The sequence below is a fragment of the Spirosoma aureum genome (assembly GCF_011604685.1).
GTDB classification, from domain to species: Bacteria; Bacteroidota; Bacteroidia; order Cytophagales; family Spirosomataceae; genus Spirosoma; species Spirosoma aureum.
Map to the genome: position 1 here is coordinate 4495301 of NZ_CP050063.1, position 23454 is coordinate 4518754.

Annotated in this window: 17 protein-coding genes; 5 read left to right on the top strand and 12 right to left on the bottom strand. The window is 48.8% G+C overall.

Going from position 1 to position 23454, the window contains the following annotated elements:
• Nucleotides 1–19: 19 nt before the first annotated feature.
• From G8759_RS17705 to G8759_RS17720, 4 genes are all read right to left on the bottom strand, one after another.
• Nucleotides 20–568 carry a Sua5/YciO/YrdC/YwlC family protein gene (locus G8759_RS17705; protein WP_167210239.1) on the bottom strand — a complete coding sequence of 183 codons (549 nt, stop codon included), beginning with the start codon at nt 566–568 and terminating at the stop codon, nt 20–22.
• Between the two features lie 131 nt (nt 569–699).
• Entirely contained in the window at nt 700–1269 is a 570-nt protein-coding gene (locus tag G8759_RS17710; RefSeq protein ID WP_167210241.1) for a GNAT family N-acetyltransferase, read from the bottom strand.
• A 139-nt stretch (nt 1270–1408) separates the two neighbouring features.
• Nucleotides 1409–4084: an MGH1-like glycoside hydrolase domain-containing protein gene (locus tag G8759_RS17715; protein ID WP_167210243.1), complete on the bottom strand. Its 2676-nt coding sequence runs from the start codon at nt 4082–4084 to the stop codon at nt 1409–1411.
• A gap of 196 nt (nt 4085–4280) precedes the next feature.
• Nucleotides 4281–5456: a serine hydrolase domain-containing protein gene (locus G8759_RS17720; RefSeq protein ID WP_167210245.1), complete on the bottom strand. Its 1176-nt coding sequence runs from the start codon at nt 5454–5456 to the stop codon at nt 4281–4283.
• A 323-nt stretch (nt 5457–5779) separates the two neighbouring features.
• Here G8759_RS17720 and G8759_RS17725 point away from each other — a divergent pair, with 323 nt between their 5' ends.
• Nucleotides 5780–7117: a DUF3300 domain-containing protein gene (locus tag G8759_RS17725; RefSeq protein WP_167210247.1), complete on the top strand. Its 1338-nt coding sequence runs from the start codon at nt 5780–5782 to the stop codon at nt 7115–7117.
• Between the two features lie 74 nt (nt 7118–7191).
• Here G8759_RS17725 and G8759_RS17730 read toward each other — a convergent pair whose 3' ends face one another.
• Nucleotides 7192–8697, bottom strand: coding sequence for a M28 family peptidase (locus tag G8759_RS17730; protein ID WP_167210249.1), 1506 nt, complete (start codon nt 8695–8697; stop codon nt 7192–7194).
• Nucleotides 8698–8862: 165 nt separating this feature from the next.
• Here G8759_RS17730 and G8759_RS17735 point away from each other — a divergent pair, with 165 nt between their 5' ends.
• The 4 genes from G8759_RS17735 (at nt 8863) to G8759_RS17750 (ending at nt 14413) form a co-directional block, all read left to right on the top strand.
• Entirely contained in the window at nt 8863–10419 is a 1557-nt protein-coding gene (locus G8759_RS17735; protein ID WP_167210251.1) for a serine hydrolase, read from the top strand.
• A gap of 25 nt (nt 10420–10444) precedes the next feature.
• A complete protein-coding gene (locus tag G8759_RS17740) occupies nt 10445–11977 on the top strand; it encodes a M20/M25/M40 family metallo-hydrolase (RefSeq protein WP_167210253.1) in 1533 nt (510 codons plus the stop codon).
• 123 nt (nt 11978–12100) lie between these two features.
• The gene (locus G8759_RS17745; protein WP_167219060.1) at nt 12101–12616 is read left to right on the top strand and encodes a gluconate 2-dehydrogenase subunit 3 family protein; all 516 of its coding nucleotides are present in this window, start codon (nt 12101–12103) and stop codon (nt 12614–12616) included.
• An 84-nt stretch (nt 12617–12700) separates the two neighbouring features.
• On the top strand, nt 12701–14413 hold the full coding sequence (locus G8759_RS17750) for a GMC oxidoreductase (RefSeq protein WP_167210255.1): 1713 nt from the start codon (nt 12701–12703) through the stop codon (nt 14411–14413).
• 128 nt (nt 14414–14541) lie between these two features.
• Here the strand turns inward: G8759_RS17750 and G8759_RS17755 are convergent, their stop codons facing one another.
• From G8759_RS17755 to G8759_RS17785, 7 genes are all read right to left on the bottom strand, one after another.
• Nucleotides 14542–16074, bottom strand: a complete 1533-nt coding sequence (locus G8759_RS17755; RefSeq protein WP_167210257.1) for an MBOAT family O-acyltransferase — start codon at nt 16072–16074, stop codon at nt 14542–14544.
• Complete coding sequence (locus G8759_RS17760; protein WP_167210259.1) at nt 16064–17356, bottom strand: glycosyltransferase family protein; 1293 nt, start codon at nt 17354–17356, stop codon at nt 16064–16066. The genes G8759_RS17755 and G8759_RS17760 overlap by 11 nt, the downstream gene beginning before the upstream one ends.
• Before the next feature lie 57 nt (nt 17357–17413).
• Nucleotides 17414–18382, bottom strand: a complete 969-nt coding sequence (locus G8759_RS17765) for a glycosyltransferase (RefSeq protein ID WP_197933028.1) — start codon at nt 18380–18382, stop codon at nt 17414–17416.
• 108 nt (nt 18383–18490) lie between these two features.
• Complete coding sequence (locus G8759_RS17770) at nt 18491–20176, bottom strand: hypothetical protein (RefSeq protein ID WP_167210261.1); 1686 nt, start codon at nt 20174–20176, stop codon at nt 18491–18493.
• Between the two features lie 251 nt (nt 20177–20427).
• Entirely contained in the window at nt 20428–20910 is a 483-nt protein-coding gene (locus G8759_RS17775) for a glycosyltransferase (RefSeq protein WP_232073853.1), read from the bottom strand.
• A 146-nt stretch (nt 20911–21056) separates the two neighbouring features.
• The gene (locus G8759_RS17780) at nt 21057–22487 is read right to left on the bottom strand and encodes a DUF6056 family protein (RefSeq protein ID WP_167210263.1); all 1431 of its coding nucleotides are present in this window, start codon (nt 22485–22487) and stop codon (nt 21057–21059) included.
• Nucleotides 22488–22497: 10 nt separating this feature from the next.
• A complete protein-coding gene (locus tag G8759_RS17785; RefSeq protein ID WP_167210265.1) occupies nt 22498–23430 on the bottom strand; it encodes a DMT family transporter in 933 nt (310 codons plus the stop codon).
• Between the last annotated feature and the right edge of the window lie 24 nt (nt 23431–23454).

Consider the following 23454-nt stretch of genomic DNA (forward strand, 5'->3'; position numbering starts at 1 on the left):
GTTATCCTGAAAACCTAACCTACTTTCTAATAAAACTTACCTCTCCTCCAACGCCTAGTCGCATAATGCGTGGTCGTCGGGGCATGGCTGGTAAAACGCCAAAACGCTCTTTAATAACCTCTATGGCTTTCGGAGGAATAGTTAGTGATTCGAGCGGAATCGTTAAAAGGCCGCGACCGAACCCGCCAATCAGTCGTTGAACATCGGCGCTTAAGGTACGCCGAACCGCAATTTCACCTGCCGAAAAGGGTATTATTGACGACGGCCATAAATTTGCAGATACGTTTTTTCCCTGTTCATAAACCACAGTCAACGGATTTTCGGCAAACTCAACCAGATCATAGGCTATGTCGGGCAGTTTCGCCACGTACAATCCCAGTTGATCGGCATTCTGAATGACAACGGTTGGATACAGGCCGTCGGGCATAAGTGTCTGAAAAGTAAGCAATTGCTCTACGGAAGCATCATTGGTCGGATCTGTAGCAACAGACCAGCCCGTTTCGTCGGCAAGAGCAATAAACTGCCCCTGCCGGAGTTGATAAGCGATATCGCGGATACTTGTGGTCATGACGAATGAATCCACAAAAATACGGCAAGTTTATAAAAACACGGTTACGAACTTTAGCTGAGGCTCGTGTAAACTTGATTATATCGTTAGAAAACTCGCTTTTGACTCAACTCTCCCGGCGATTTGAGCATTTATTGCTGCGAGGACTTGGTCGGGGGAGAAGAGACAACGAGACGATTTAGATACGACCGTTTAACCTGCCACTGCCAGACCGGGCCATCGTTGGGGTCGTCGAAGGCATCGTTGAATACCATGCCACATTTTTCCAGCACCCGCACGGAGGCACTCATTTCGGCGAGCGTATGGGCTTTTACCAGCATTACTTCCGGATATTCGAATGCCCGATTAATGAGTCCCTGAGCTGTTTCAGTCGCTAATCCCTGTCCTCGGTAGTCAGGATAGATTTCATAGCCGATTTCAACCATGCCCGTATCGTCGGGCATTCCTTTATAGCCGCCTACGCCGATCAACGCATTATCATCACGATGAATAAAAAAATAAAGCCACCAGGGACCCTGTTTATGATCCTCGATCACCTTCGCCTGGGTATAATCGAATATATCCATCCCGAATTCGCTAAGCACATCGGGTACACGAATAGACAGATGTTGGCTAAGTTCAGGCGGACCAATAAAAAGAGCTTCGTAGGTCGGAAGATCGATGGGTAATAAGGTTAAGCGAGGAGTGCTAATTGGCGACATGATGAAGCGAAACGTTTGGAGGAATGGGCAGCAAGCGGTAAGCAGTTTTCAGTGACCGGTTTTCAGTTTTCAGTAGGCGGCCAGCGACCTAAGTAACGTAAACTGTTTAGGTCACTAATCGCCAACTGCTCACTGAAAACTATTTTCCGGTGCTAACCGCTGCTACACTTTCTGACTGGTACTTATACCAATACTCAATCAGATCGGCAACTAAGCCAGTCCAGCCAGTCTGGTGATTGGCACCAAGGCCTGCTCCAACATCGCCGTGGAAGTATTCATAAAATAAATAAAGCCCGTCAAAATGCTTGCCTTTCTGCATCTTTTCCTCGTTACCATAGGCAGGAATACGTCCATCGGCACCACGACGGAAAATATTGATAAGCCGCTCTGCTACCAGAACGGTCGCTTCTTTGACGCTCATTACCTGTCCCGAATTGGTTGGATACTCGACCTCAAAGTCATCGCCATAATATTGGTAAAATTTAAACAGCGAATCGATCAGCAGAAAGTTGACCGGAAACCAGATTGGGCCCCGCCAGTTGGAATTGCCTCCGAACATGCTCATTTCTGATTCGGCCGGAACATAGCGTACCTGGAAAATTTCACTGTTCAGCTCAAACTGGTAAGGCGTTTTTTCGTGGTATTTCGATAAGGCGCGGATTCCATAATCAGACAGGAATTCGGTTTCATCGAACATCCGTTTCAGGATCATTTTCATCCGGTGACCACGCAGCAAACTCAAGAGGTGCGTTTCCCCTTTTCCGGGTTCATGCCAGCGTGAAATGAGCGAAGCCAGATCAGGCCGATTCGTCAGAACCCATTCGACCCGACGTTTGAAGTCAGGGAGTTTTGACAGCAGTGCTTCGTCCAGAATCTCAACCGCGAACAACGGAATCAATCCTACCATCGACCTGATTTTGAGCAGTCTGGCGTTCTGGTCCGGTGTATGGAGCACATCGTAGTAGAATTGATCGACCTCGTCCCACAGGCTGATGTTCTGCTTGCCGAGGTTATTCATAGCCGATGCGATGTGCAGAAAATGCTCGAAAAACTTGCTGGCCATATCCTGATAAGACGGGCGTGTCAACGAAATTTCGCAGGCAATCCGCAGCATATTCAGTGTATACATGGCCATCCAGCCCGTACCATCGGCCTGTTCAATGCGGCCACCCATGGGTAATGGTTGCGAGCGGTCAAATACGCCGATGTTGTCCAAACCAAGGAAGCCACCACCGAAAATGTTGTTACCCGCCACGTCTTTTCGATTGACCCACCACGTGAAATTCAGGAGTAATTTATGGAATACACGCTCCAGAAAACCTACGTCACCGACGCCGTTAAGGTCGCGGTCAATTTCGTAAACTTTCCAGGTTGCCCAGGCATGTACGGGTGGGTTAACATCGCTAAAATTCCATTCATAGGCCGGAATCTGACCATTTGGGTGCATGTAATACTCCCGTAGAATAACAGCCAGCTGGCGTTTGGCGAAATGCGGATCGAGCCGGGCAAGTGTCAACGTATGAAAGGCAAGGTCCCAGGCCGCAAACCACGGATACTCCCACTTGTCGGGCATCGACAGGATATTAGCCGTGTACATATGCCGCCAGCTTTCGTTCCGGGCATAGACGCGTCCCTGAAATGGCACCGGCATTTTGGGATCGCCTTTAAGCCACTCATTGACGTTATAATAATAAAACTGTTTATTCCAGAGCATACCCGCATAGGCCTGCCGCTGGATGGCCAGTAATTCTGGATCGGTAACATTCTTCTGGAGGTCGCCAAAAAACGCATTGGCTTCATCTAACCGTTTGTTCCAGATATCGTCGAAATCGGCAAAAGGCTGATTTAGTATCGTTTGATCACTAAATCGAAGGCGAATGCTGACGCTGCCACCCGCCGGTACCTGGCGTACATAGTGAGCCGAGGCCTTGGTGCCAATCTGGTTCGGATTTATAAAGCTTTTTTTGCCCCCCGATATGATAAAATTGTTGATCGCATCTTTCGGATATTTGGCCACATTGGGCCGACCGTAAAGCCGATCCGTATTGGTGTCGTTATCGCAGAATAGAAGCGCATCGGCGTCTTCGCAATAGAGTTTATATTTGCCTAGTTGCTTGTGGTTAATTTCAATTTGTTTGTTCCCGATACCGTTAAGCATCGGCCTGGCATTGTATTGTTCATAACCCCATGCCCAGGTATTTCGGAACCATATGGTTGGTAACAGCGTGAGCGGGGCTGCCTGAGCAGAACGGTTATGGGCTGTTACTTTCACTAACCAGTCGTTCTGATCGGCTTTGGCATATTCAATGAAAATGTCGAAATACTCATCCTTGTCAAAAATACCCGTGTCCAGCAATTCGAATTCGGGCTCCTGCCGACCTCGTCGCGATGTTTCGATGACGAGCCGGTTGTAAGGAAACTCCTGCTGAGGGTATTTATAGAGCATTTTCATGTATGAATGTGTTGGCGTACTATCCAGATAATAGTACAGTTCCTTCACATCCTCGCCATGATTTCCCTCCGGACCCGATAAGCCGAAAAATCGCTCTTTTATAATATTGTCTTTATGGTTCCAGAAACCCAGTGCGAAACAGATGTGGCCTTTATTGTCGGAGATGCCGCCAATACCTTCTTCGCCCCAGCGATAGGCGCGGGAACGAGCCATATCATGTGTGACGTAGTTCCAGGCATCTCCGTACGGGCTATAGTCTTCCCGAACACTACCCCAGGCACGGTCAGATAGATAGGGCCCCCATTTTTTCCAGCCTTTATTATCGGCTCGCTCGTAAATTCGTTCGCGTTCAGCTGTCGGCATTGTATTGTACGGTAGGCTTTTGAAATTTTATGTAATTGATGTTAGTCAAAAATAGTGCTAAACCTGTGTTGATACATTAAAAACAGTAAACAGTGAAAACCTAAATTCAGTAGTTAACTGTTTGATTAGGAGGTATGTTTACTTAGTAACATGCCAATGCATCTTATTTAGACTATTAATTTAGCTGCTGGTCTCGTTATTTTTTTACAGCAGCCAGCACACGCTTTATCAATTCGTTTGGATTGCCATTATGCCAACGCCATACGATAACAATATCGTGTTCGGGATCGACCCATATTGTGTTTGAGCCTGCTCCGATAGCCGCGAAACTTGTCGTAGGCGCGTCGGGCCAGGCTTTCTTGCCGGTTTGGCTCGTTCCCGTATTAAGCCACCACAAATACCCGTAGTCCGGACCAACCGGGCTGGGCGTTGTTGCCTGCTTAACCCAGGCAGGCGACACAATCTGGCGATCGCCCCAACGGCCCTGCCTCAGGAAGAGATAACCAAACCGGGCTTCATCGAGAGCGCTGATCCACAAACCGCCACCCCAGCGGGTTCCGCCACTGACCGACGGCATTTGTTTGCCATCTATGTCGGCAACGGCGTTTGGATAGGTAACATAACGCCAGGAATCTGATGCACCGATTGGGTTCATGATTTCGTCGCGAACAACGTCAGGCAGTGGCTTTTTCCATAGGCGCAGTAGAGAGAGAGCCATTCGGTTAATGCGTACGTCGTTATATTCATAAAAAGCGCCGGGTTTCTGAAGGGTCCGGGGTTTTCGCTCTCCTTTGCCAAATGCTTCCTTTCCAACAAAATCACTGTTTTTGCCCCATAAGGTTCCTTCCCATTCGCTAGTTTGCTGAAGGTGATTTTCCCAGGTGATCGCCTTGTTCTGATCAGATTCATAGCCGCCGTCATGAATGAGCTTGGCTACCGGATCATGTATGTCGGGAATCATACCGCGTTCTATCGTAATGCCGGCCAGGGTAGACAAAACACTTTTCGCTACGCTATAGGTTGGGTCAGGGTGTTGCGTATCGCCCCACTCGGCTACAATATATCCGTGGCGTAACACAACGCCATTGGTAGCAGCCCGGCTGGTAGGCATTGGACCCAGTAGTTTACCAAATATCTCTTCCTGGGTTGAGAAATTAGGGGTCATCTGGGTTGTTTCCTGCGTTTTGGCAAAGGCTACAGCCTGCTCCAGCAAAGCCGCATCCATGTCTGCTTTTTCAGGAGCCAGGTGAACCCAATTATCGCCTTTGGACGGGAAGTAAACCGTTGATTTGGGAAGTTGCCGATGGCAGGCCGTTAGCGTAGCCAGCGCTAGTAAATAGAAGGTAAGCTTCCGGAAAAGAGGCAGCGTCATGCGTTGTGATGAAAGAGTTCAGTTCAGGGTTGTATCCGAGCGAAAAACCAAAGATCGAAGTTAGGAGATTTAGAGAGAATCTGATCGTTTCATCAGTCAGAAGATACCTCTTTTTGCTCAATTCCAATACTCTTTTCGAGATCATACTTTTTTAACTAAACATTAACCCGGCTTTTATCTCTTTTTTAGGTCTGCGAATGTTGTTTGCATTGACAATGAACCAGCCCGATGCCCGGTAAATTGAGCAACGTTTCGTGACACCAGACTAGCCCATTGCCGCATAAACAAGATCGTTTTTAGCGTACGTAAATAAGTTATCAATCATGAAAGTGTTCATCCAACTTGTCCCGGCCAAAACCATGCTGCTTGCATTGGGGCTGTTGGTCGCAGGATGGCAATCCACCATTGCCCAGAATACGGGAAACGAGCAGCAAGCCGGAAACGACAACGATCAAACGATTGTGTCGGCTATTGCTCCCTATCGCGACGATGTTCGCCGGTCGATATTATTGGCTAGTGAGCAACCACAGGTATTAACCAGTCTGGCTCAGCAGCGTTCTGCCAGTCAGCAGGCTTTCAACAATCTGATTCAGTCGTATGATCAGAAAAAGCAGGGCTGGTTTTATGATCTGTCTCGCTATCCCGACGTATTGCACGCATTAGCCACCTTGCCCGCTGGCTCTGATGAATCGTCGGTGAAAAATCTGACCAAAACTATGCCGACCGATCTGCAGGAATCTGCCTGGAAGATTTACCGGCATCACAACAATGATCTGCTACAGGTCGACAATCTGAATCAGCAGGCACAACAGGCGTTTGATAACCTCATCGCGCCACTGGACGTTACGACCCAAAATGCATTTCGGCAACTACTTGATATGCCCGATGTGCTCACACAGCTCACCGATCAGATTGATAAGACCACTCAGTTAGGAAATGCCTATCGGATGAATCCTGAACAGGTCACCAACGATCTGACTGCCTTACACGATAGCCTGACGGTTCAGAATCAGCAGGAACTGGCTGATTATCAGAATGAATTAAACAGAGATCCTCAGGCTAAGCAGGAGTTGCAGCAGGCCGGGCAAGCCTATGCTCAAGCCAATGGCTATAATACGGGTATTAATCCAAATCCGGCCTGGGTAAACAGTTCATACTATTATCAGAATCCGTATCCATACTGGTTTGGCTATCCATACTGGTATTCATCACCTATGTGGTATCCATCGGCCTGGTGGTACGGAACCGGATTTTACTATGGTCTGGGTGGGAATATGGTTCTTTTTGGTCTGCCATCGCTGGGCTTCTCAAACTGGTTTTTTGGACCGGGTCGCCTTGCTTACCCACACCTGTATAACCGGTTCAATAATTACTATTCCCACAACATGGGTGAGCATCACTTCTGGACGTCGGGTAATGCTGGTTTTATGACCGCTGCTCATCGGGCTTTTGCTCCGACGGCCGGATTCATTAATGCACGTGCTAACTGGCTAACCAACGCCCGTCAGTATAACCGACCCAGTAGTTGGGCGAACACAACGCGTAGTGCACCAACCGCCCGGTATCAGAATTTTAATGCCGGAGCTTACCATGCTCAGTCCTGGGGTGGGGGCGGTATGCGATCCTTTGGTGGCGGTGGCTTTCACGGAGGCCGCCGGTAGAAATAGGTAGTTCTTAGCAGGCAGTGTGCGGTATTTTGGTCAATGTCCAACTACTGCACACTGCCTGCTGTACTTTACCGCTCCAGTTTAAAGCCCTCGTCTATACGTACACGCTGCGGGCGATTGGCTACATCCCAGCCAGTCAGGTAAATCCACTTTGCAATGCGCGTTACTTTCGCTGTATTGATGCGATCAGGCTCATCTTTAGGGGTATGGTAATCGGGGTGGAGCAGGGTCGTGAAAGCAATTGCGGGGACATTAGCGCGGGCGTAGGGGAGGTGATCTGAACGAAAGTACCAGCCCTCCGGGTGTTCTGGTTTGTCCCAAAGGGTATCGAGTTTAAAGTGAGCATCTGTCTGATTAACAGCCAGGGCTGCATTGACCAGATCACTTGAATTTCGATGGGGCGGTTGCTGGCCCAGAATGGCCGCACTGTCGGGCGCATTTCGACCAATCATCTCAGCGTTGAGAACGGCTACGATAGAGCCTTTGGGCACGGTTGGGTGTTCCACATAATAGCGGGACCCTAAAAGGCCACGTTCTTCGGCACCATGAAAGACAATGAGTGCCGAACGTTTGCCGGGTTTCTGGGCGAATGCCCGACCAATTGCCATCGTGGCAACACAACCGCTGGCATTGTCGTCGGCCCCATTCCAGATTGAGTCTCCCGCCACCGCCCGGCGAACGCCATCATGGTCCTGATGGGTGCTGAACAATACATATTCCTCTTTGAGTTTCGGGTCAGTGCCGGGTACTTTGGCAACGATATTGACCGACGGATAATTGAAACTCTCAACATTGACGACATTGGTAAACTGCTGACCGGGTTGCTTAACCCATTCCAGAGCGCTGGCTGGTAACCATACGGTTGGAGCCTGCGAGAAGACGCGGGTGTTCGGGCCACCCGGCAGATCGTAGCGACCGCGTTCGAGACCGGTTGTCCAGCGATCAAAATAGAACTGCGCATCTGAATTCGACACCCACACAACAGCCAGTGCACCCGCTTTTACGAGTTCAGCCGCCTTGCGATTCATGGTGCCGAGCAGGAACCGCCGATAGCTCAACTCCGCCGGGGGAGTTCCCGAAAACTCCAGTGCCACCGCTTTTCCTTTAATATCTATTTTCGCCAGATCTTCGGGAGTACCTTTTCCCGCGAACACCAGGGGTGCATCGACAGAGGCAATGGCAGGAGCCAGAAGAAACGCATCATGACCGTGAATGAGCTGATGAGTACCGATGGCTAATCGACTGGTTTCGGTAATACGTGTACGCTGGATGTGGAAAAACTGAAAAAACGTGCCATCATCACCCGCGGGTTGAAGACCCATTGCCCGAAGCTGGTCGGCAATCCAGACCGACGCTTTCAGCTCATCGAGCGATCCACCCTCGCGACCCCGGAAATGGTCTCCAGCCAATGCAAATAGATCGCGTTTGATATCACTTTCTTTTATGGCCCCTACCGCATTGCCGGTTTGGGAAGCTTTCGACTGGGCCAGGCTGAGGGTGTTACTAATGGATAGCATACCCATCAGAATAGCGGTTGCCAGTGGCCGAATCTTGTTGTAGTTCAGGTAAATCATTATTTCTTTATACGTCGATGATTGGGGTAGAACAAATCTACGTAGAGACGCATTACATCGGGCTTTATACCCGGACGGATATTATAAATTTCTGCTTAAAGTGAGACTTAGCGAATTATGCCTCAACAATGACAATTTACTATCTTGGCAAAATAAAGACCCGACATGAAAGAGATCTACCTCGTTTTTATGCTGCTTTTTGGTGGTTTTACTATACAGCCACTTACTGCTCAATCCAGGAAAACCACGCCTGATCCTGTTTCTCGCTTTGATAGCTATGTGCAGCAGGCTGTGCGCAATTGGCAGGTGCCGGGTCTCACCGTTACGGTCGTTAAAGAGGGTCGTGTCCTGTTCAAAAAAGGGTACGGTATCCGTGAACTTGGCAAGCCTGAACGGATCGATACGCAGACGCTTTTTGCAATGGCATCAACAACCAAGGCCATGACAGCGGCCTGCCTTGGCATGCTCGTCGATGAAGGGAGGCTCCACTGGGATGATCCTGTTACCAACTACCTGCCTGATTTTCAGCTTTATGATCCGACTGTTACGCGTGAGTTGCGGGTGCGCGATTTGCTCATTCACAATACGGGTGTCGGTAATGCCGATTTTTTATGGGCAGCTATGCAGATTCCATCAGATGAGATTCTCCATCGATTGCGGCTCATTCGACCAGCCTATTCGTTTCGATCGAGCTTTATTTACCAGAATATCATGTATCTGGCTGCCGGGAAAGTGGTTGAAAAGGCGAGTGGAATCCCCTGGGAAACCTTTATTCGCAAGCGTATTTTTGAACCGCTCAACATGCGTCGGACACAGGCTTTATTTCGGGAAGTGACCGATGCAAACCGCGCTAAACCACACATCGAGGTAAAAGATACCATTCGGGTCGTCAACAGTCGACTCGAAGAGGGGCTGGTCGATGCGGTTGGTCCGGCAGGGTCGGTTTGGACGTGCCCGGATGATATATCAGCCTGGATGCAGTGCATGCTGGATAGTGGTCGGTATGCGGGAAAAACACTGCTGAAACCCGCAACCTGGGCCGAGTTGTTCAAACCACAGGCATTTGTGACCGATAGTCAGTTTTATCCTACCCAGCAACTCACAAAACCGGTTTGGAAAACATACGGTCTGGGCTGGTTTCAGCACGATTATCGCGGTCATCACATCAATTTTCATACGGGAAGTCTGACCGGAATGATCGCTATTCATGGCCAACTGCCCGACCAGAAGTTAGCCGTCTATGTGCAGAGTAATCTTGACCATGCCGAACTCCGCCATGCCATTATGTACCGTGCTTTTGATGAATTTGCTTTGGGCGCATCGCGTGACTGGAGTGCAGAGTTTCTAAAATTATACGGCAACATTAAACAGAAAGCGAAACTTGCTGAGCGCAAATCCGATAGTACCCGCGTGCTTAACACAAAGCCATCTTTACCCTTAACGGCCTATATCGGAAGCTATAGTAGCCCGCTTTACGGCAAAGCCGACATTACCATTCAGGACGGCAAACTCTATGTATCGCTAAACAAAGTCATGACGGGTAAGCTAGATCACTGGCATTTTGATACCTTCCGGCTGAATTATGATCAATTCTGGAATGGTAATGATCCGGTCAGTTTTATACTGAATCGACAGGGTAAAGTGGCGAGGCTGAGCTGGAATGGTGCCGAACTGGAAAAAGTACCGGATGCAGTGGATAAAGGTGTAGCAGGCGGTAAGTAAAATTAGACAACCCAATTGAAAATTTATGTCCCTAAAAATTGTACTCTCGATCATTTTCAGCAGTGCCTGTTTCGCCGTAACCAGTGCGCAATCTACTCAACAGCGGGTCCGACAGTATCGACAAAGTCGTGAAACGATTCTGATGGACGAATATCGACAGTTTGTCAGTATCCCCAATGTATCGTCAGATTCGGCCAATATTCACAAAAATGCGGCATTCATCGTACAGATGATGAAACAACGGGGCATAGCGGCAACGCTGCTCGATGGTACTAAACCCGGAACCAATCCGGCGGTGTTTGGTGAAGTAAGAGTACCAGGTGCAACGAAAACCCTGATTTTTTATGCGCATTACGACGGGCAGCCGGTCAATCCAAAGCAATGGGCCGATGGCTTACAACCCTTTGTGCCGGTGTTCATTACGGCACCTGTTGAACAGGGTGGCACCATCGTTACAACCCACAAAGCCGGCGATGCCATTAATCCGGCCTGGCGGCTCACGGGCCGGGGAAGTGCCGATGATAAAGCGGGTGTAATGACGATTTTGAATGCCTATGATGCGCTCGTAAAAAGCAATAGCAAGCCCACCGCCAATCTGAAATTCTTTTTCGAAGGCGAAGAAGAAGTTGGGTCAACACATCTGGGCGATATTTTACAGAAGCACCAGAATAAACTGCAAAGCGACCTTTGGATTATTGCCGACGGACCCCGCCATGTTTCAGGGAAAAAACTCGTTCAGTTTGGGGTTCGGGGCGATGTGAACATGCACCTGACGGTGTTCGGCCCCAAACGTCCCCTGCACAGCGGGAATTATGGAAACTGGGCTCCCAATCCTGCCCAACGGCTGGTGAGTCTGCTGGCGAGTATGAAAGATGAAGACGGAAAAATCTTGATCAAAGGGTTTTACGACGATGTAACACCACTGACGGCCAGCGAAAAACAGGCAATAGCTGCATTGCCTAACATGGAAACCGCTCTGAAAAAAGAGCTTGGCATTGCTAAACCCGACGGAAATGGTGCACCATTTCAGGAACTGCTGATGATTCCTACGCTGAATATTAATGGTATTCAAAGTGCAAATGTGGGTGCTATGGCCGGTAATGTCATTCCGGCGAAGGCTGAAGCGGTGCTGGATCTGCGTCTGGTTCGGGGTAATGATGTGGCCCGGCAGATGCAGCGGGTTAAAGACCATATTAGCAGCAAAGGTTATCATGTTCTCGACCGCGACCCAACCGATGCCGAACGCCAGCAATACCCAAAGCTCATTAAAATTACGGCTGGTATTGGCTACAACGCTCAACGGACACCGATGGATTTACCAATTGCCCAGGGTGTGGTTGCGGCTGTACAATCAACGTCCTCAGAACCGATCGTGTTGTTACCCTCGTCGGGCGGGAGCCTGCCCTTGTATTTGTTTGAGAATGTGCTGAAAGCCAATGTAGTATCGGTGCCCGTTGTCAACTACGACAACAACCAGCATGCTGAAAACGAGAATGTGCTGGTTCAGTATCTCTGGGATGGGATCGAAACCATGGCAGCTATCATGCAGATTAATTAAACGATTCTTATACCGTTTCGGGCTATAAGAATAGTGCGTTAATTTCGTTGATTTTGTATCTTTGAAAGAGCAAATAGAACTGAATCATAACCTGCTGTGGAAAGACGTATTGCGCTTAAATCAATAGCTGTAGCGGCTGGTGGTCTCATCAGTTTGCCCGCCTGGGCTACTAACTGGACCTCCGAAACAGTCCAGTTAACCCATCCATTTCTCACATCCGGGCAAGACGACCTGCTCGCTGACATTGCCGAAACAATTATTCCCACAACTGACACGCCAGGCGCTAAAGCCCTGAATGTCCATCAGTTTATTCAGAAAATCGTGACCGATTGCTATGATAAGTCCGCCCAGGAAACGTTCCGTAATGGACTCAACGCAATCGAGGAACAAGCGCAGAAAGCCTTCGGTAAACCGTTTCGGGAGGGTGATACCGCCCAGCGCACCGCCTTGCTGACCCAGTTTTCGCAGTCTACAGAGCCTGCTCAGAAAGAATTTTATTCGATGGTGAAGGGACTGACCGTGCGGGGATACATGAACTCCGAATACGTAATGACGAACTTGACCCATTACCAGATGATTCCCGGCCATTATTATGGCTGTGTACCTGTTCCTGCCAAAGCCGTTTCTCAAACCAAGTAATTCGATAGTAGAGGGTAAGGTTGGATTCTGGATGTAGGAATCTATACTGATCCAACAGTAGCCTGTGTCTATCACTTTTATAACATGGCAAACCTGAATATTGACGCCAGGGCGCAAAATACCTACGACGCGATCGTAATCGGATCGGGTATTAGTGGTGGCTGGGCAGCTAAAGAATTAACGGGCAAAGGCCTTCGTACCCTTGTTCTGGAGCGGGGCCGCGACGTTCGGCACGTTACTGATTACCCCACAACGATGATGCAGCCCTGGGAGTTTGATCACCGGGGACAGCTGACCAAAGAGGTTAAGGATGCCAATCCGATCATCAGCAAATGCTACGCGTTTTATGAAGGGACACAACAATTTTTTGTGAAAGATGCTGAGCATCCCTACATACAGGAAAAACCATTCGATTGGATTCGGGGCTATCAGGTTGGCGGTAAATCGCTGATGTGGGCGCGACAAACGCAGCGCTGGAGCGATTTCGATTTTGACGGTCCTGCTCGTGATGGTTTTTCTGTCGATTGGCCAATTCGGTATGCTGATCTGGCTCCGTGGTATAGCTACGTTGAGCGATTTGCTGGGATTACCGGCAATAAAGACGGCCTGGATACGCTCCCAGACGGTGAGTTTTTGCCCCCTCACGAATGGAATTGTGTAGAGAAACATTTTCAACAGCAGGTGGCCAGCCGTTACAAAGACCGGCATGTTATAATGGGCCGAGCGGCTCACATTACCAAGCCACAACCAGTTCATCTTCAGCAGGGTCGGGCACAATGCCAACACCGCACCATTTGCGAGCGGGGTTGCCCATTTGGTGGTTATTTTAGTAGTAATTCATCAACCATACCCTGGGCTGCCAAAACCGGTAAAATGACGCTGCGCCCTGATTCGGTCGTGCATTCAATTATCTATGATGAGCAGAAGGGCCGCGCAACGGGCGTTCGGATCGTTGATGCCAATACGAAACAGATGCAGGAGTATTATGCCCGGATTATTTTCCTGAATGCGGCTGCATTAAACTCAAATCTAGTGTTGCTGAATTCTACATCGCACCGTTTTCCGAACGGATTGGGGAACGATAGCGGAGTACTTGGTAAATACGTGGCGTTCCATAATTACCGGGCAGGCATTTCGGCGCAGTACGATGGAAATCTCGATTCGACAACCGACGGTCGGCGGCCGAATAGTCCTTACATTCCCCGTTTCCGGAACGTTTATAAGCAGGAGACCGACTTTTTACGGGGCTATGCGGCTGGGTTCTCGGCTGGCCGTACTTCCCGGGCGAATCAGAATGGAATTGGTGCTGATCTGAAGCAAAATCTGCTGAATCCTGAATTGGGTGGCTGGTATGTTGGCTCGCACATGATGGGCGAAACCATTCCGAAAGAAACGAATTATGTCGCCCTCGATTCTGCCCAGAAAGATCCATTCGGCATTCCACAGCTGAAAATCTCGATTGCCTATGACGATAACGACGACAAGATGGTGAAAGACTATCAGGAGCAAATGACCGAGATGTTTACGGCTGCTGGTTTTACCAACATTCGTGTCCGTGATGATCACCGGAATCCGGGTCTGGATATTCACGAAATGGGTGGCGCCCGCATGGGGAAAGATCCTAAAACGTCAGTGCTCAATAAATGGAATCAACTCCACACCGTCAAGAACGTTTTTGTGACCGACGGTTCCTGCATGACATCGACATCGACCCAGAACCCGTCGCTAACCTACATGGCGATGACAGCCCGCTCGGCCGATTACGCAGTGAAAGCGATGAAGAAAGGATTAGTCTAGAAAACAGTTTACCCTATTGGCAAAAGCCGTCCACAGACTAGAGTGGGCGGCTTTTGAGTTATTAGTAGAATGTCTAAACATACAGATTTGCCAATCCCGAATGGCAAATCTGTAACTCAGGCTTCTGATCAGAACTGGAAATAGATAAACTGGTTGGACGAGAAGACACCAAACAGATAAGTCACGAACGTAATCAAGACGAACAATACCGCAAACCGAAAAGTGTTGCGTGTTGGAATGTAGAGGTAGAAATATTCCTTTATCAGGAGAAATACGATCAGGGCCATGCTGAACCACATCTCGGTGGCATTCATTGGGCTGTCAATGGGGTCGCTGGGCGATAGTGTGGCAATGCGACTTAAAATGACAAAGGCATCCCCAACGCTCCTGGCCCGGAAAAAGACCCAGGTAAGCATGATCAGAACGAATGTAGTGAGCACATTGATCACTACCCGTACGGGTGATCGATTAGTTTGAGTATCGTTGGCAGGGGAGGTGACCATGCGCGGTGGGGTCGAGCTGAACCCCAGGCGAGCCAGTAACTTATCGAGCAGAACGGCCAGAACCTGATAGAAGCCATTCAAACCACCCCAGATGACGTAGGTCCAGTTGGGGCCGTGCCAGAGACCGCTGGCCAGAAAAACGATCAGCATGTTCAGGTACTGCCGGAATTCGCCCTTGCGGTTACCACCGAGTGGTATGTACAGATAATCCCGGAACCAGGTTGACAGCGAAATGTGCCAGCGTCGCCAGAATTCTGAAATCGATTGGGCAATATAAGGAGTACGGAAGTTTTCCATGAGCGTAAAGCCCATGACACGCGCAGCGCCGATGGCTATATCCGAGTAGCCCGAAAAATCGCAGTAAATCTGGATGGTATAGAAAAATGTGGCCGCCAGCAGCGTCAGACCGTTGTGGGAAGACGGATTGCCATAAGCATAATCGACGAGCATGGCCAGCCGATCAGCAATGACAACTTTCTTGAAGAAGCCGAATGCCATTTGCATTAGCCCTGCCTTTACATTCTCGGCATCGAAGGGAAACTGCTTATGAAACTGCCACAGCACATTTTGGGGCCGTTCAATCGGGCCCGCTACCAACTGCGGGTAGAACATGACATAAAGCGCATAGATCCCGAAATGTCGTTCCGCTTTATGATTGCCCCGATACACTTCAATGGTGTAGCTCATGGCCTGAAACGTGTGGAATGAGAGGCCAACGGGCAGAATACTCATGTTTTCTTTGAATGATGAAACCCCGGTTTCGCCAAACAACCGCAGCACCTTAACGAACAGGCGATTGCCAATGCTAAAGACCCGGTCAGCAACTTCCGGCATATGCAACTGCTCAAACAGCCATGTTATATTCTCGGTGAAAAAACCGAGGTATTTGAAGAAGGCAAGAATCCCGATATTGGTCACCAGCGATACGATCAGCAACCACTTCCGGGCTTTTCCGGGCGTTTTTTCGATCCAGATACCTGCGATGTAATCGATAACAATGGTTGCAAACAGAATCAGGATGTAGGCTGGCCGGAAGACCATGTAGAAGTAGCAACTGGCTACCAGCAACAACATCCAACGCCCCTGCCACTTCAGACCAAAGTAGGTGAGCGTAACAACAATGAAAAATAGTAAGAACTGAAGTGAGTTAAACAGCATATGGTTCTGCCTGCGCAACCGGTTTGGGTCGGCGCAGCGCGTTCATTGCCTGAATGGCGTAATAGATAAAACCAATGAATATCAGAATTTCAATAGAATATTCCAGAGCCGCCGTTGGCTTGGCGAGGGCCGAGAGCCGATCATAATAGGGCATCCCAAGCCGCCACCATAACGACGGATGAATGGCAGCCAGAATGTTAAAGCCAATCAGCCCTACACAAAACCACAGCCGTCGAAAGTCGGTGATCGTAAACACCAATGGCAGCATAAACAGATAGGCGTAATTACTGATCGCATTCTGTTGCAGTACGCTCATGGCGCTATAGGTCAGGATGTAGATAAAAGGCAGGTAATCCTGATAGCGCCAGTTACTGCGGGTCTTGTGAATGCGCCATACGCCCTGTAACATGATCAATAAAGTCAGGATCAGCCCTCCCCATTTCCAGATACCAACCGCCGACCGCAAACCATCACTCAAAAATGGATTTAATATCGATCGCCAGTTGGGTGCTTTCAGGTAGTCGCCTTCGTGCGATTGCTGATCCAGAAACAACAAACCCGCTTTCCAGAAAATAAATAGGGCAACCGGCAACCCAACAGTCACCAGGCCAGCCGTGAACCAGGCCGCGAACTTTGCATTCCGAAGGGTTAACAACCAAACCGGAATCAGCAACAGAATAAATACGGCTTTGGTCGCGAGCATACCCAAGCCTAGTACAAGTCCGGCCAGGAAGGGTCTTGATTGCATGAGCGGTATAGCCAGCAACGCAAATAACCAGAGAATGACATCTTCCTGCCCGCTAAATACGCACATTACGAAAGGCAACGGCAGAAAATAATAGAATACTCCGCGAAACAGGCGTTGTCCCATTGTTTCCTGAATCTGATAGTGGCGGAACGTTAGCCGCACAGCTAAACCCTCAACAACCATCATCGCCAGTACAACCATGCGCATGTCGCTCCAGAGGCTGAGGAACGGAGCCAGCCAATAACCAAACAGGGGCGAATAACAGCTATATACATCCCGGTAGGGAATGCCTCCCTCCAGGGCCGACATGCCGATCGGATAGTAAAATGTGGCCACATCTGACTGGGGCTGGTAGCCCATAACAATGTAGGTAGCCAGAAACGGAACCAGTCGCAGGGCGATCCAGCAGACATCAAGAACCCACGTTCCTGCTCGTTGCAGCAGGGCTGTCAGCGTACTGCGTTGCCACAATAGTCCAATCAGCAAAAGCGCCAGAGTAACAGAAACCGCCGTTTTAATATAGACAATACTCATAAACTAGTTTTCAGTATGCTGACGTACCAATAGCTATTAACCGAGAAGCCGTTGTGATTAATACACGCGCTCAACCCGTTCGACAAAATCATTGAACTGTCTGGCAGGAATAAACTGTGGCTGAATCCGGTAAGAAAGAACAATGAATACCAGCAACAGTGAAATCAGAAAGGCCTGTAAAATGACAATCAGAAAAGAGAATGTCAAATAACTTGTCCAGCCCGGTATCGATGTACTGGTGAAAAATTTCAGATACAATAAAACACTGATGCCAAAGATGGAAGCGACAACCATCATGACACAGAACAGAGCCAGTCGTACGGCTGTTGTGTCGATGAGTACCGAAACGGCGCTTAGGCCATGCAGTACCAACGACACAAAATTCATTTTTGATTCACCTGCCAGCCGACGTCCCCGTTCGAGCGGTACGGCCGTATAAGGTAGTCGTGATCGGATAACCCCACCGGGATAGTTATTCCATATTTCGGAAACATGAGCGAGTTTCCGAAGTTGGGTAGCCGGAATCAGGCTGAAATTACCAAAGGTAATGACCTTCCCCGTGAGTAGGCGAAAAACGGATTTGTAGACGGTATAAAAGACCCGGAAAGTAAGGCTTTCATGGCGTTTGGCACGATGTGCAAAAACGACATGCCCTGGTTTTTCGATACCACGCTGTACGAGCTGAACGATATCTTCAGGCCGGTCTTCGCCGTCGGAATCCATAACGATAGTCGGGTACTGGTCGGTTTGATCGGCCAGATAGGCCAGACCGAGGGCAATGGCCTTCTGATGGCCAACGTTCCGATAGAGCCTAAGAATCGATAGCGATTTTCCGATGCCCGAGGGCAGGGTATCGTAATTTATGGCCGAGCAATCGTCTACAATTAAAAAGGCTAGCCGGTTTTGTAGCGGTGCGTCTACAACCGACCGAATGCGTTCGAGAAGTAGTCCTACTGCCAGCCAGTCATTGAAAAGAGGAATGACAACATTGATCCGGTCCGGCAGTGAATTGGTTGTATTGTCCAACTTGATGGGTGGTTTGAGCGGCAAAAATAGGCTTTTAATCCAAAAAACTGCCTGATGACTTAGCGTATAGCACGATCAGGCAGTTTAAGACTCGAATTAGTAGGGTTTCTAGGGTACATCAATGAACTGGTTACCAAACAGAATGTCACTATGATCGGGCTGTGTTTTGAAAAGTCCAACTTGATATCGACCCGGCTGCATCATATAAACAGGCAGGGCGGCCGAAAACCCTGGACTTACCTGCCAGGGTTTAATGGTCAACGGTCGGTTTTTTGGAGCAAATACCAGGTATGTATAGCGAGCAGATTTCATAATGATATAATTGCCCGTATTTAATCCCACTTTATAGGCCGGATCATCGCCGTCAACAATAATGTAATCGGGCTTCTGGGTAATTCGAAATGGGGTCAGCGCTGTCGTTATACCGGCTGGCCTGAGTAGCTGTCGTTCTGAAGGCGTAATGGCCGGATCAGGCAGATGGTACCAGTCCCGGTCACGCATCATGCTGGTCAGATTCGATATGTAGCGGGCCAATTCAGTATTACGGGTTCCTCCAAGGCCAATATCTGAATGTAACTGGTTGAACGACAGTGCCTGCATCTGTTTTCTCCGTTCGATAGCTTCGGGCAGATACGTATAATAGGTGAAAACATTAAGGCCCAGGAATAGCAACCAAACGGCGGGCCATAACCTGGCTCGCAGCGTCTCCGACAAACGACTGAAGAATAGCACACTGGCAACCGACCACAGGGCCAGGGCATAAATTCGGTACGGAATATGGAGCGCCATACCGAAATAAAACCGGAGCCTGAAAAACGCAATCAGGGCGATGTTTGCCAGCAGAAAAAGGAGGCAGCCGACAATAAACACATCAAAAAAAGACTTGTTTTTTGATGAACGGAAAAGGGTTGTCAGGAGCCAGTAACTAAGGCCGAGTACCAGAATGAGTCCGGCTACAAAGGGTAGATAAAACCGGTATTTTTCGGATATCGACGGAAGGACATCGAACACACTACCCGCAAAAATGAGAAAACCGGCTATCGTTTGTAAGGGATGCTGAATTACATATGAAAAACCCTCATCGTTACCTTGCTGAACCGGATAACCCAGAAAATACAGATACGCACTGGCTGCGCCCGCTACAATCCAGATACCTAGCCCAAGCCAGCGACGTTGAAGTAGTAACATAGCCGCGCCGGCTGGCCAAAGCAACAAGCCGTTACCCATGCTAAACGTACTTAATAACCCAAGACCTAGGGCTATCCATAAATAAAGCGGTCGATCGGTGGCCAACACAAAGAGAGTCAGCACCACAAGCGTAATAATGGCCAGGTATTGAAGTGAAAAAATGGCCGTGAACGTCATGATGTAACTCTGGGCCGTGAACAGTAGAAGGGGCACGGGCAGAAGTCCGACCATAGCCTGCTTTGAAAGCAGTTCCTGCTGCTTTAAAGCACGATAAAGCAGATAAAAAATCAGGATAAGTCCGGCATTTCCCCAAAGCATGAGGTTAGCGAAATTAAGGCCACCGGTCAAAAAATATTGCCCTAAAACGATCAGTCGGGCATACACAACACGGTGTTCATTATTAGGTCGAAGCAAGGCTGCGAATGCATCGCTTACGGACGATGCATTCAGAAAATGATCCAGGAAATAGGGTATATTCTCGAAATCATCGAACCAGGGAATGTTATAACGAAGGGCAAAGAAATAAACGAAGAAACCGACAATTGGCAACAGCAGTAGGGCAATGGTAAGGGGAGGTGATGCCAATAGTCGGTAAAACTGAGTCATACGTTTCGGTAAGTTCGTTGAATTCGATACAATTCGTACCATACTTTAGATAGATAATCTGAACTAATATGTGAGCCACTTTGCTCCGTCCATTGTTTCAGGGGCTGCTCGGCCACATGACTTAATACGTTTAAACGGCCATGGTGCTGAATAAGCCGGGCCAGTAACTCTACATCGAACAGCCAGGGACTGATAAATGGCTCCCGGAATAAACGCTCTACAATACCATACCGAAATAATTTAGCCCCACATTAGGAGTCATAAACGGGAAGTTTAAGGATGTTACTGATCACTGTTGCTATAATACGTCCTGCATAATGCCTGTATGGATCGCGCTGGATATCGGTTCCAAGGTGTTTGATCCGCGATCCCATAACCATGTCAAGCGATGGATTGGTATCGAGAGCCTCAGTTAAATCGTGGATCGCCGTAAGGGGAGTCGCTAAATCTGCATCGAAGAAACCAAGGTAATCAAAAGGTTTCGACATATTCAGCAACATGCCTGACTGAACGGCCCTGGCTTTGCCCTCATTTTTAGCCAGCCTCTGGGTGTCAATCCGATCGGTGTATTGCCTTAGCATCGTTTCCAGCAAAAATCCGGTCAGGTCGGTACTGCCATCATCGACAAAGCAAAAATGTACCGTTGAAATCTGATGGACGTACGACAGAAAAACGTCTACTGGGAGTCGATGGGCTTCGTTGTAACATGGGATAATGATACAAATTGATGACATGAATTCATGAGTTGCGGTGGTTGTTGATGTAGCATGGTTGTTATTGTTAAAAAGAGAAAATTAGTATGACACGTTAACCCAGAGCTGGTCAGTTAAGCGAATCAGAAAATTAATTTAAACGGCCTGGTCAGTGAAAGAGGGTTTGTTTAATGTGTGGAGGATATAGGTTCTTCTTTGAGCACAATCGTTTTTTTGTGGTAATAATCGGCCCAGCAGCGATTCCAGAGGTGTTTAGGGTCTTCTTTGACATCTTCCATAAACATGGATGCTGGATAAACTGGTAAGGGAGTGACCAAAGCGGTGTCGTCGGTCGATTGAGTCATTTGGTTGTATCGCTCCTGCATTGCCTGATTGTAACGGGCAGCGCGACCACTCAGCCAGTCTCCATAAGCCATTGGTAACACCGGTCCAAATCCCGTTGCCAGGACTATCCAGCCGAGCGACACGACCACAATAAGACGCGAAAAGCGCTGCCATGTAACAGGTTGTATCCGATCCTGTAGAATCGCGACCCAAATTGTCAGGTTGTAGCCCCAGCTAAGCCAGAAAACCAGATTGATCAGATTCACCAGCCGATAAGCGGGCGCAATTCCGACTGCATAGAAATGAAGTGAGATTAGCGCTAATACGGTTAATAAACCATGTAATAAAGCCAATAGCGGGTGAATCCGGAGATAAGTTGGTAAGGGGCGATTCGCTGTCAGCTGGCTCGCAATAGGAAAATACAACAGCGACAGCGGTAGTAAAGGCGTCAGAAAAATCTGGCGTGCAATGTATCCAACCGCAAACTTGAGCGACGATAGTAGTGTCAGAGGAATATCCCGGCTGTTAGGATTCGAACCCATACGAACGGCATTTCCCGGTGCTGAGATCAGGTAATAACAGCTTAAAACACCCACCGCCAATAGGATCAGGGTTGGGATCGACAACCGACGGCGCAGGACTAAATCGCCCAGAGCAATCATGCCCAGTACGGACATCGCCATTACCATGCTTGTTTCACTCGATCCAATAATACAGATGATCAGTAGACTTTCGAGGAGCAGATAACCCGGTTGCCAGCCAAAACCACGTCGCTGATGGGCAATTAAAACGGATAATAAGAATAGCAGAAGGACGCTGGATAAGCTGTAGCAAGCCATACCGGCATACCAGTACAAATACTCCGATAAACTGACCAGGGTTGTAACAAAGCCCACAAAGAGCCCACATGCCAGCGCTAGTTTGGTGCTGAACGTAAAGGAGCGATACAGCCATTGGCTGGCAAACGCGTAGAAACTGAGGGCAAGCAATCCGAGCAATACAACCGGATAAATCTTATAGCCATCGTACCAGCCGAAGGTCAGCGGGCTTCCGTGAACAAGGAAATTGTGAAAAAAGCGGCCGCTCCACCCATCATAATAGATCTGCTGAGATTCCCAGAATCCATACCGCATCGACGTATTGGCAAAGCAATAATCGTCGGTGGGCGAAGGATGATTGTAGAATGATAATACGATTAGCGGTAATGAAACGGCAAACGCAATAAGAAGAAGTACAATAGTAACAGAACGCGCTGATGGCGAAGAAGTAGTCATGAACGTGCTATTAAAGCGGTGTAGGCAGTTGTGGTTTAACTTTCCTGGGTCTATTGGTCCAGAGAGGGTATGCGACCACAGCGGCCAGAATGACCAGCGTACCCAGGTAGAAGCCAGCTGTCATTCGTTCGGAGTTTCCAAAAATTAACACAGCGAGTAAAATTCCATAAACTGGCTCCAAATTTACGGTTAATACAGCCATGTAGGGTGAAAATTTTCGTAACAGGCTCACCCCAACTGTGTACGCATAGACGGTGCAGACCAATGACAGCACCAGTAACCAGAGCCATTGCAGGGGTGTTTCGGGTATATATTGAATAACCCGATCCACGGCCATCGTATCCGTATTTCGCACTATCAGCCATAATGCAAAGGCAGCAACCAGTGCTCCGGCCATTTCGTAAAACGAAATAACCAACGCATCATACCGTTGCGTAAATCGACTGTTGATGATCGTAAACAATGAAGAAAGCATGGCTGAAAGCATGGCAACAATCAGGCCAGCCACCTTGTCGAATTCAAACTGAAAAATCAGATACAGACCCGCCATGACGACCGCTCCCAGAATAACCTCAATCAATTGCACCCGTCGGCGTAGGATCAAGGGTTCGAGCAAACTGGCCCAGAGTGAACTGGTTGCCATGCCCGCCAGACAAACCGATACATTAGCCAGTCGGGCAGCTGCAAAAAATAAAACCCAGTGTAACCCAATAATTCCGCCAGTGGCCAGAAGCCGCCATCGGTCGGTGGGCGAAACATGCAGATTCAGCCCGCGAACAGCCAGCACCACACCAAGTCCGATTACTGCCAGAAGGGTTCGAAACAGGACTACTGCCGACGAATCGAGCGGCTCCAGGAGTTTACCCAGAATGGCCGTAAACCCCCAGATGACAACAATGAAGTGGAGCTGAAAATAATCAGAAAGAGCAGGCTTTTGCGACATACCGGACTTGACAAAGCAGGTACT

Coding starts and splice junctions, on each gene's coding strand:
- G8759_RS17715 (WP_167210243.1), bottom strand. CDS start 4,084: ATGCCGACAGCTGAACGCGAACGAATTTACGAGCGAGCCGATAATAAA.
- G8759_RS17775 (WP_232073853.1), bottom strand. CDS start 20,910: ATGTCATCAATTTGTATCATTATCCCATGTTACAACGAAGCCCATCGA.
- G8759_RS17730 (WP_167210249.1), bottom strand. CDS start 8,697: ATGATTTACCTGAACTACAACAAGATTCGGCCACTGGCAACCGCTATT.
- G8759_RS17750 (WP_167210255.1), top strand. CDS start 12,701: ATGGCAAACCTGAATATTGACGCCAGGGCGCAAAATACCTACGACGCG.
- G8759_RS17740 (WP_167210253.1), top strand. CDS start 10,445: ATGTCCCTAAAAATTGTACTCTCGATCATTTTCAGCAGTGCCTGTTTC.
- G8759_RS17710 (WP_167210241.1), bottom strand. CDS start 1,269: ATGTCGCCAATTAGCACTCCTCGCTTAACCTTATTACCCATCGATCTT.
- G8759_RS17785 (WP_167210265.1), bottom strand. CDS start 23,430: ATGTCGCAAAAGCCTGCTCTTTCTGATTATTTTCAGCTCCACTTCATT.
- G8759_RS17755 (WP_167210257.1), bottom strand. CDS start 16,074: ATGCTGTTTAACTCACTTCAGTTCTTACTATTTTTCATTGTTGTTACG.
- G8759_RS17780 (WP_167210263.1), bottom strand. CDS start 22,487: ATGACTACTTCTTCGCCATCAGCGCGTTCTGTTACTATTGTACTTCTT.
- G8759_RS17705 (WP_167210239.1), bottom strand. CDS start 568: ATGACCACAAGTATCCGCGATATCGCTTATCAACTCCGGCAGGGGCAG.
- G8759_RS17760 (WP_167210259.1), bottom strand. CDS start 17,356: ATGAGTATTGTCTATATTAAAACGGCGGTTTCTGTTACTCTGGCGCTT.
- G8759_RS17770 (WP_167210261.1), bottom strand. CDS start 20,176: ATGACTCAGTTTTACCGACTATTGGCATCACCTCCCCTTACCATTGCC.
- G8759_RS17725 (WP_167210247.1), top strand. CDS start 5,780: ATGAAAGTGTTCATCCAACTTGTCCCGGCCAAAACCATGCTGCTTGCA.
- G8759_RS17735 (WP_167210251.1), top strand. CDS start 8,863: ATGAAAGAGATCTACCTCGTTTTTATGCTGCTTTTTGGTGGTTTTACT.
- G8759_RS17720 (WP_167210245.1), bottom strand. CDS start 5,456: ATGACGCTGCCTCTTTTCCGGAAGCTTACCTTCTATTTACTAGCGCTG.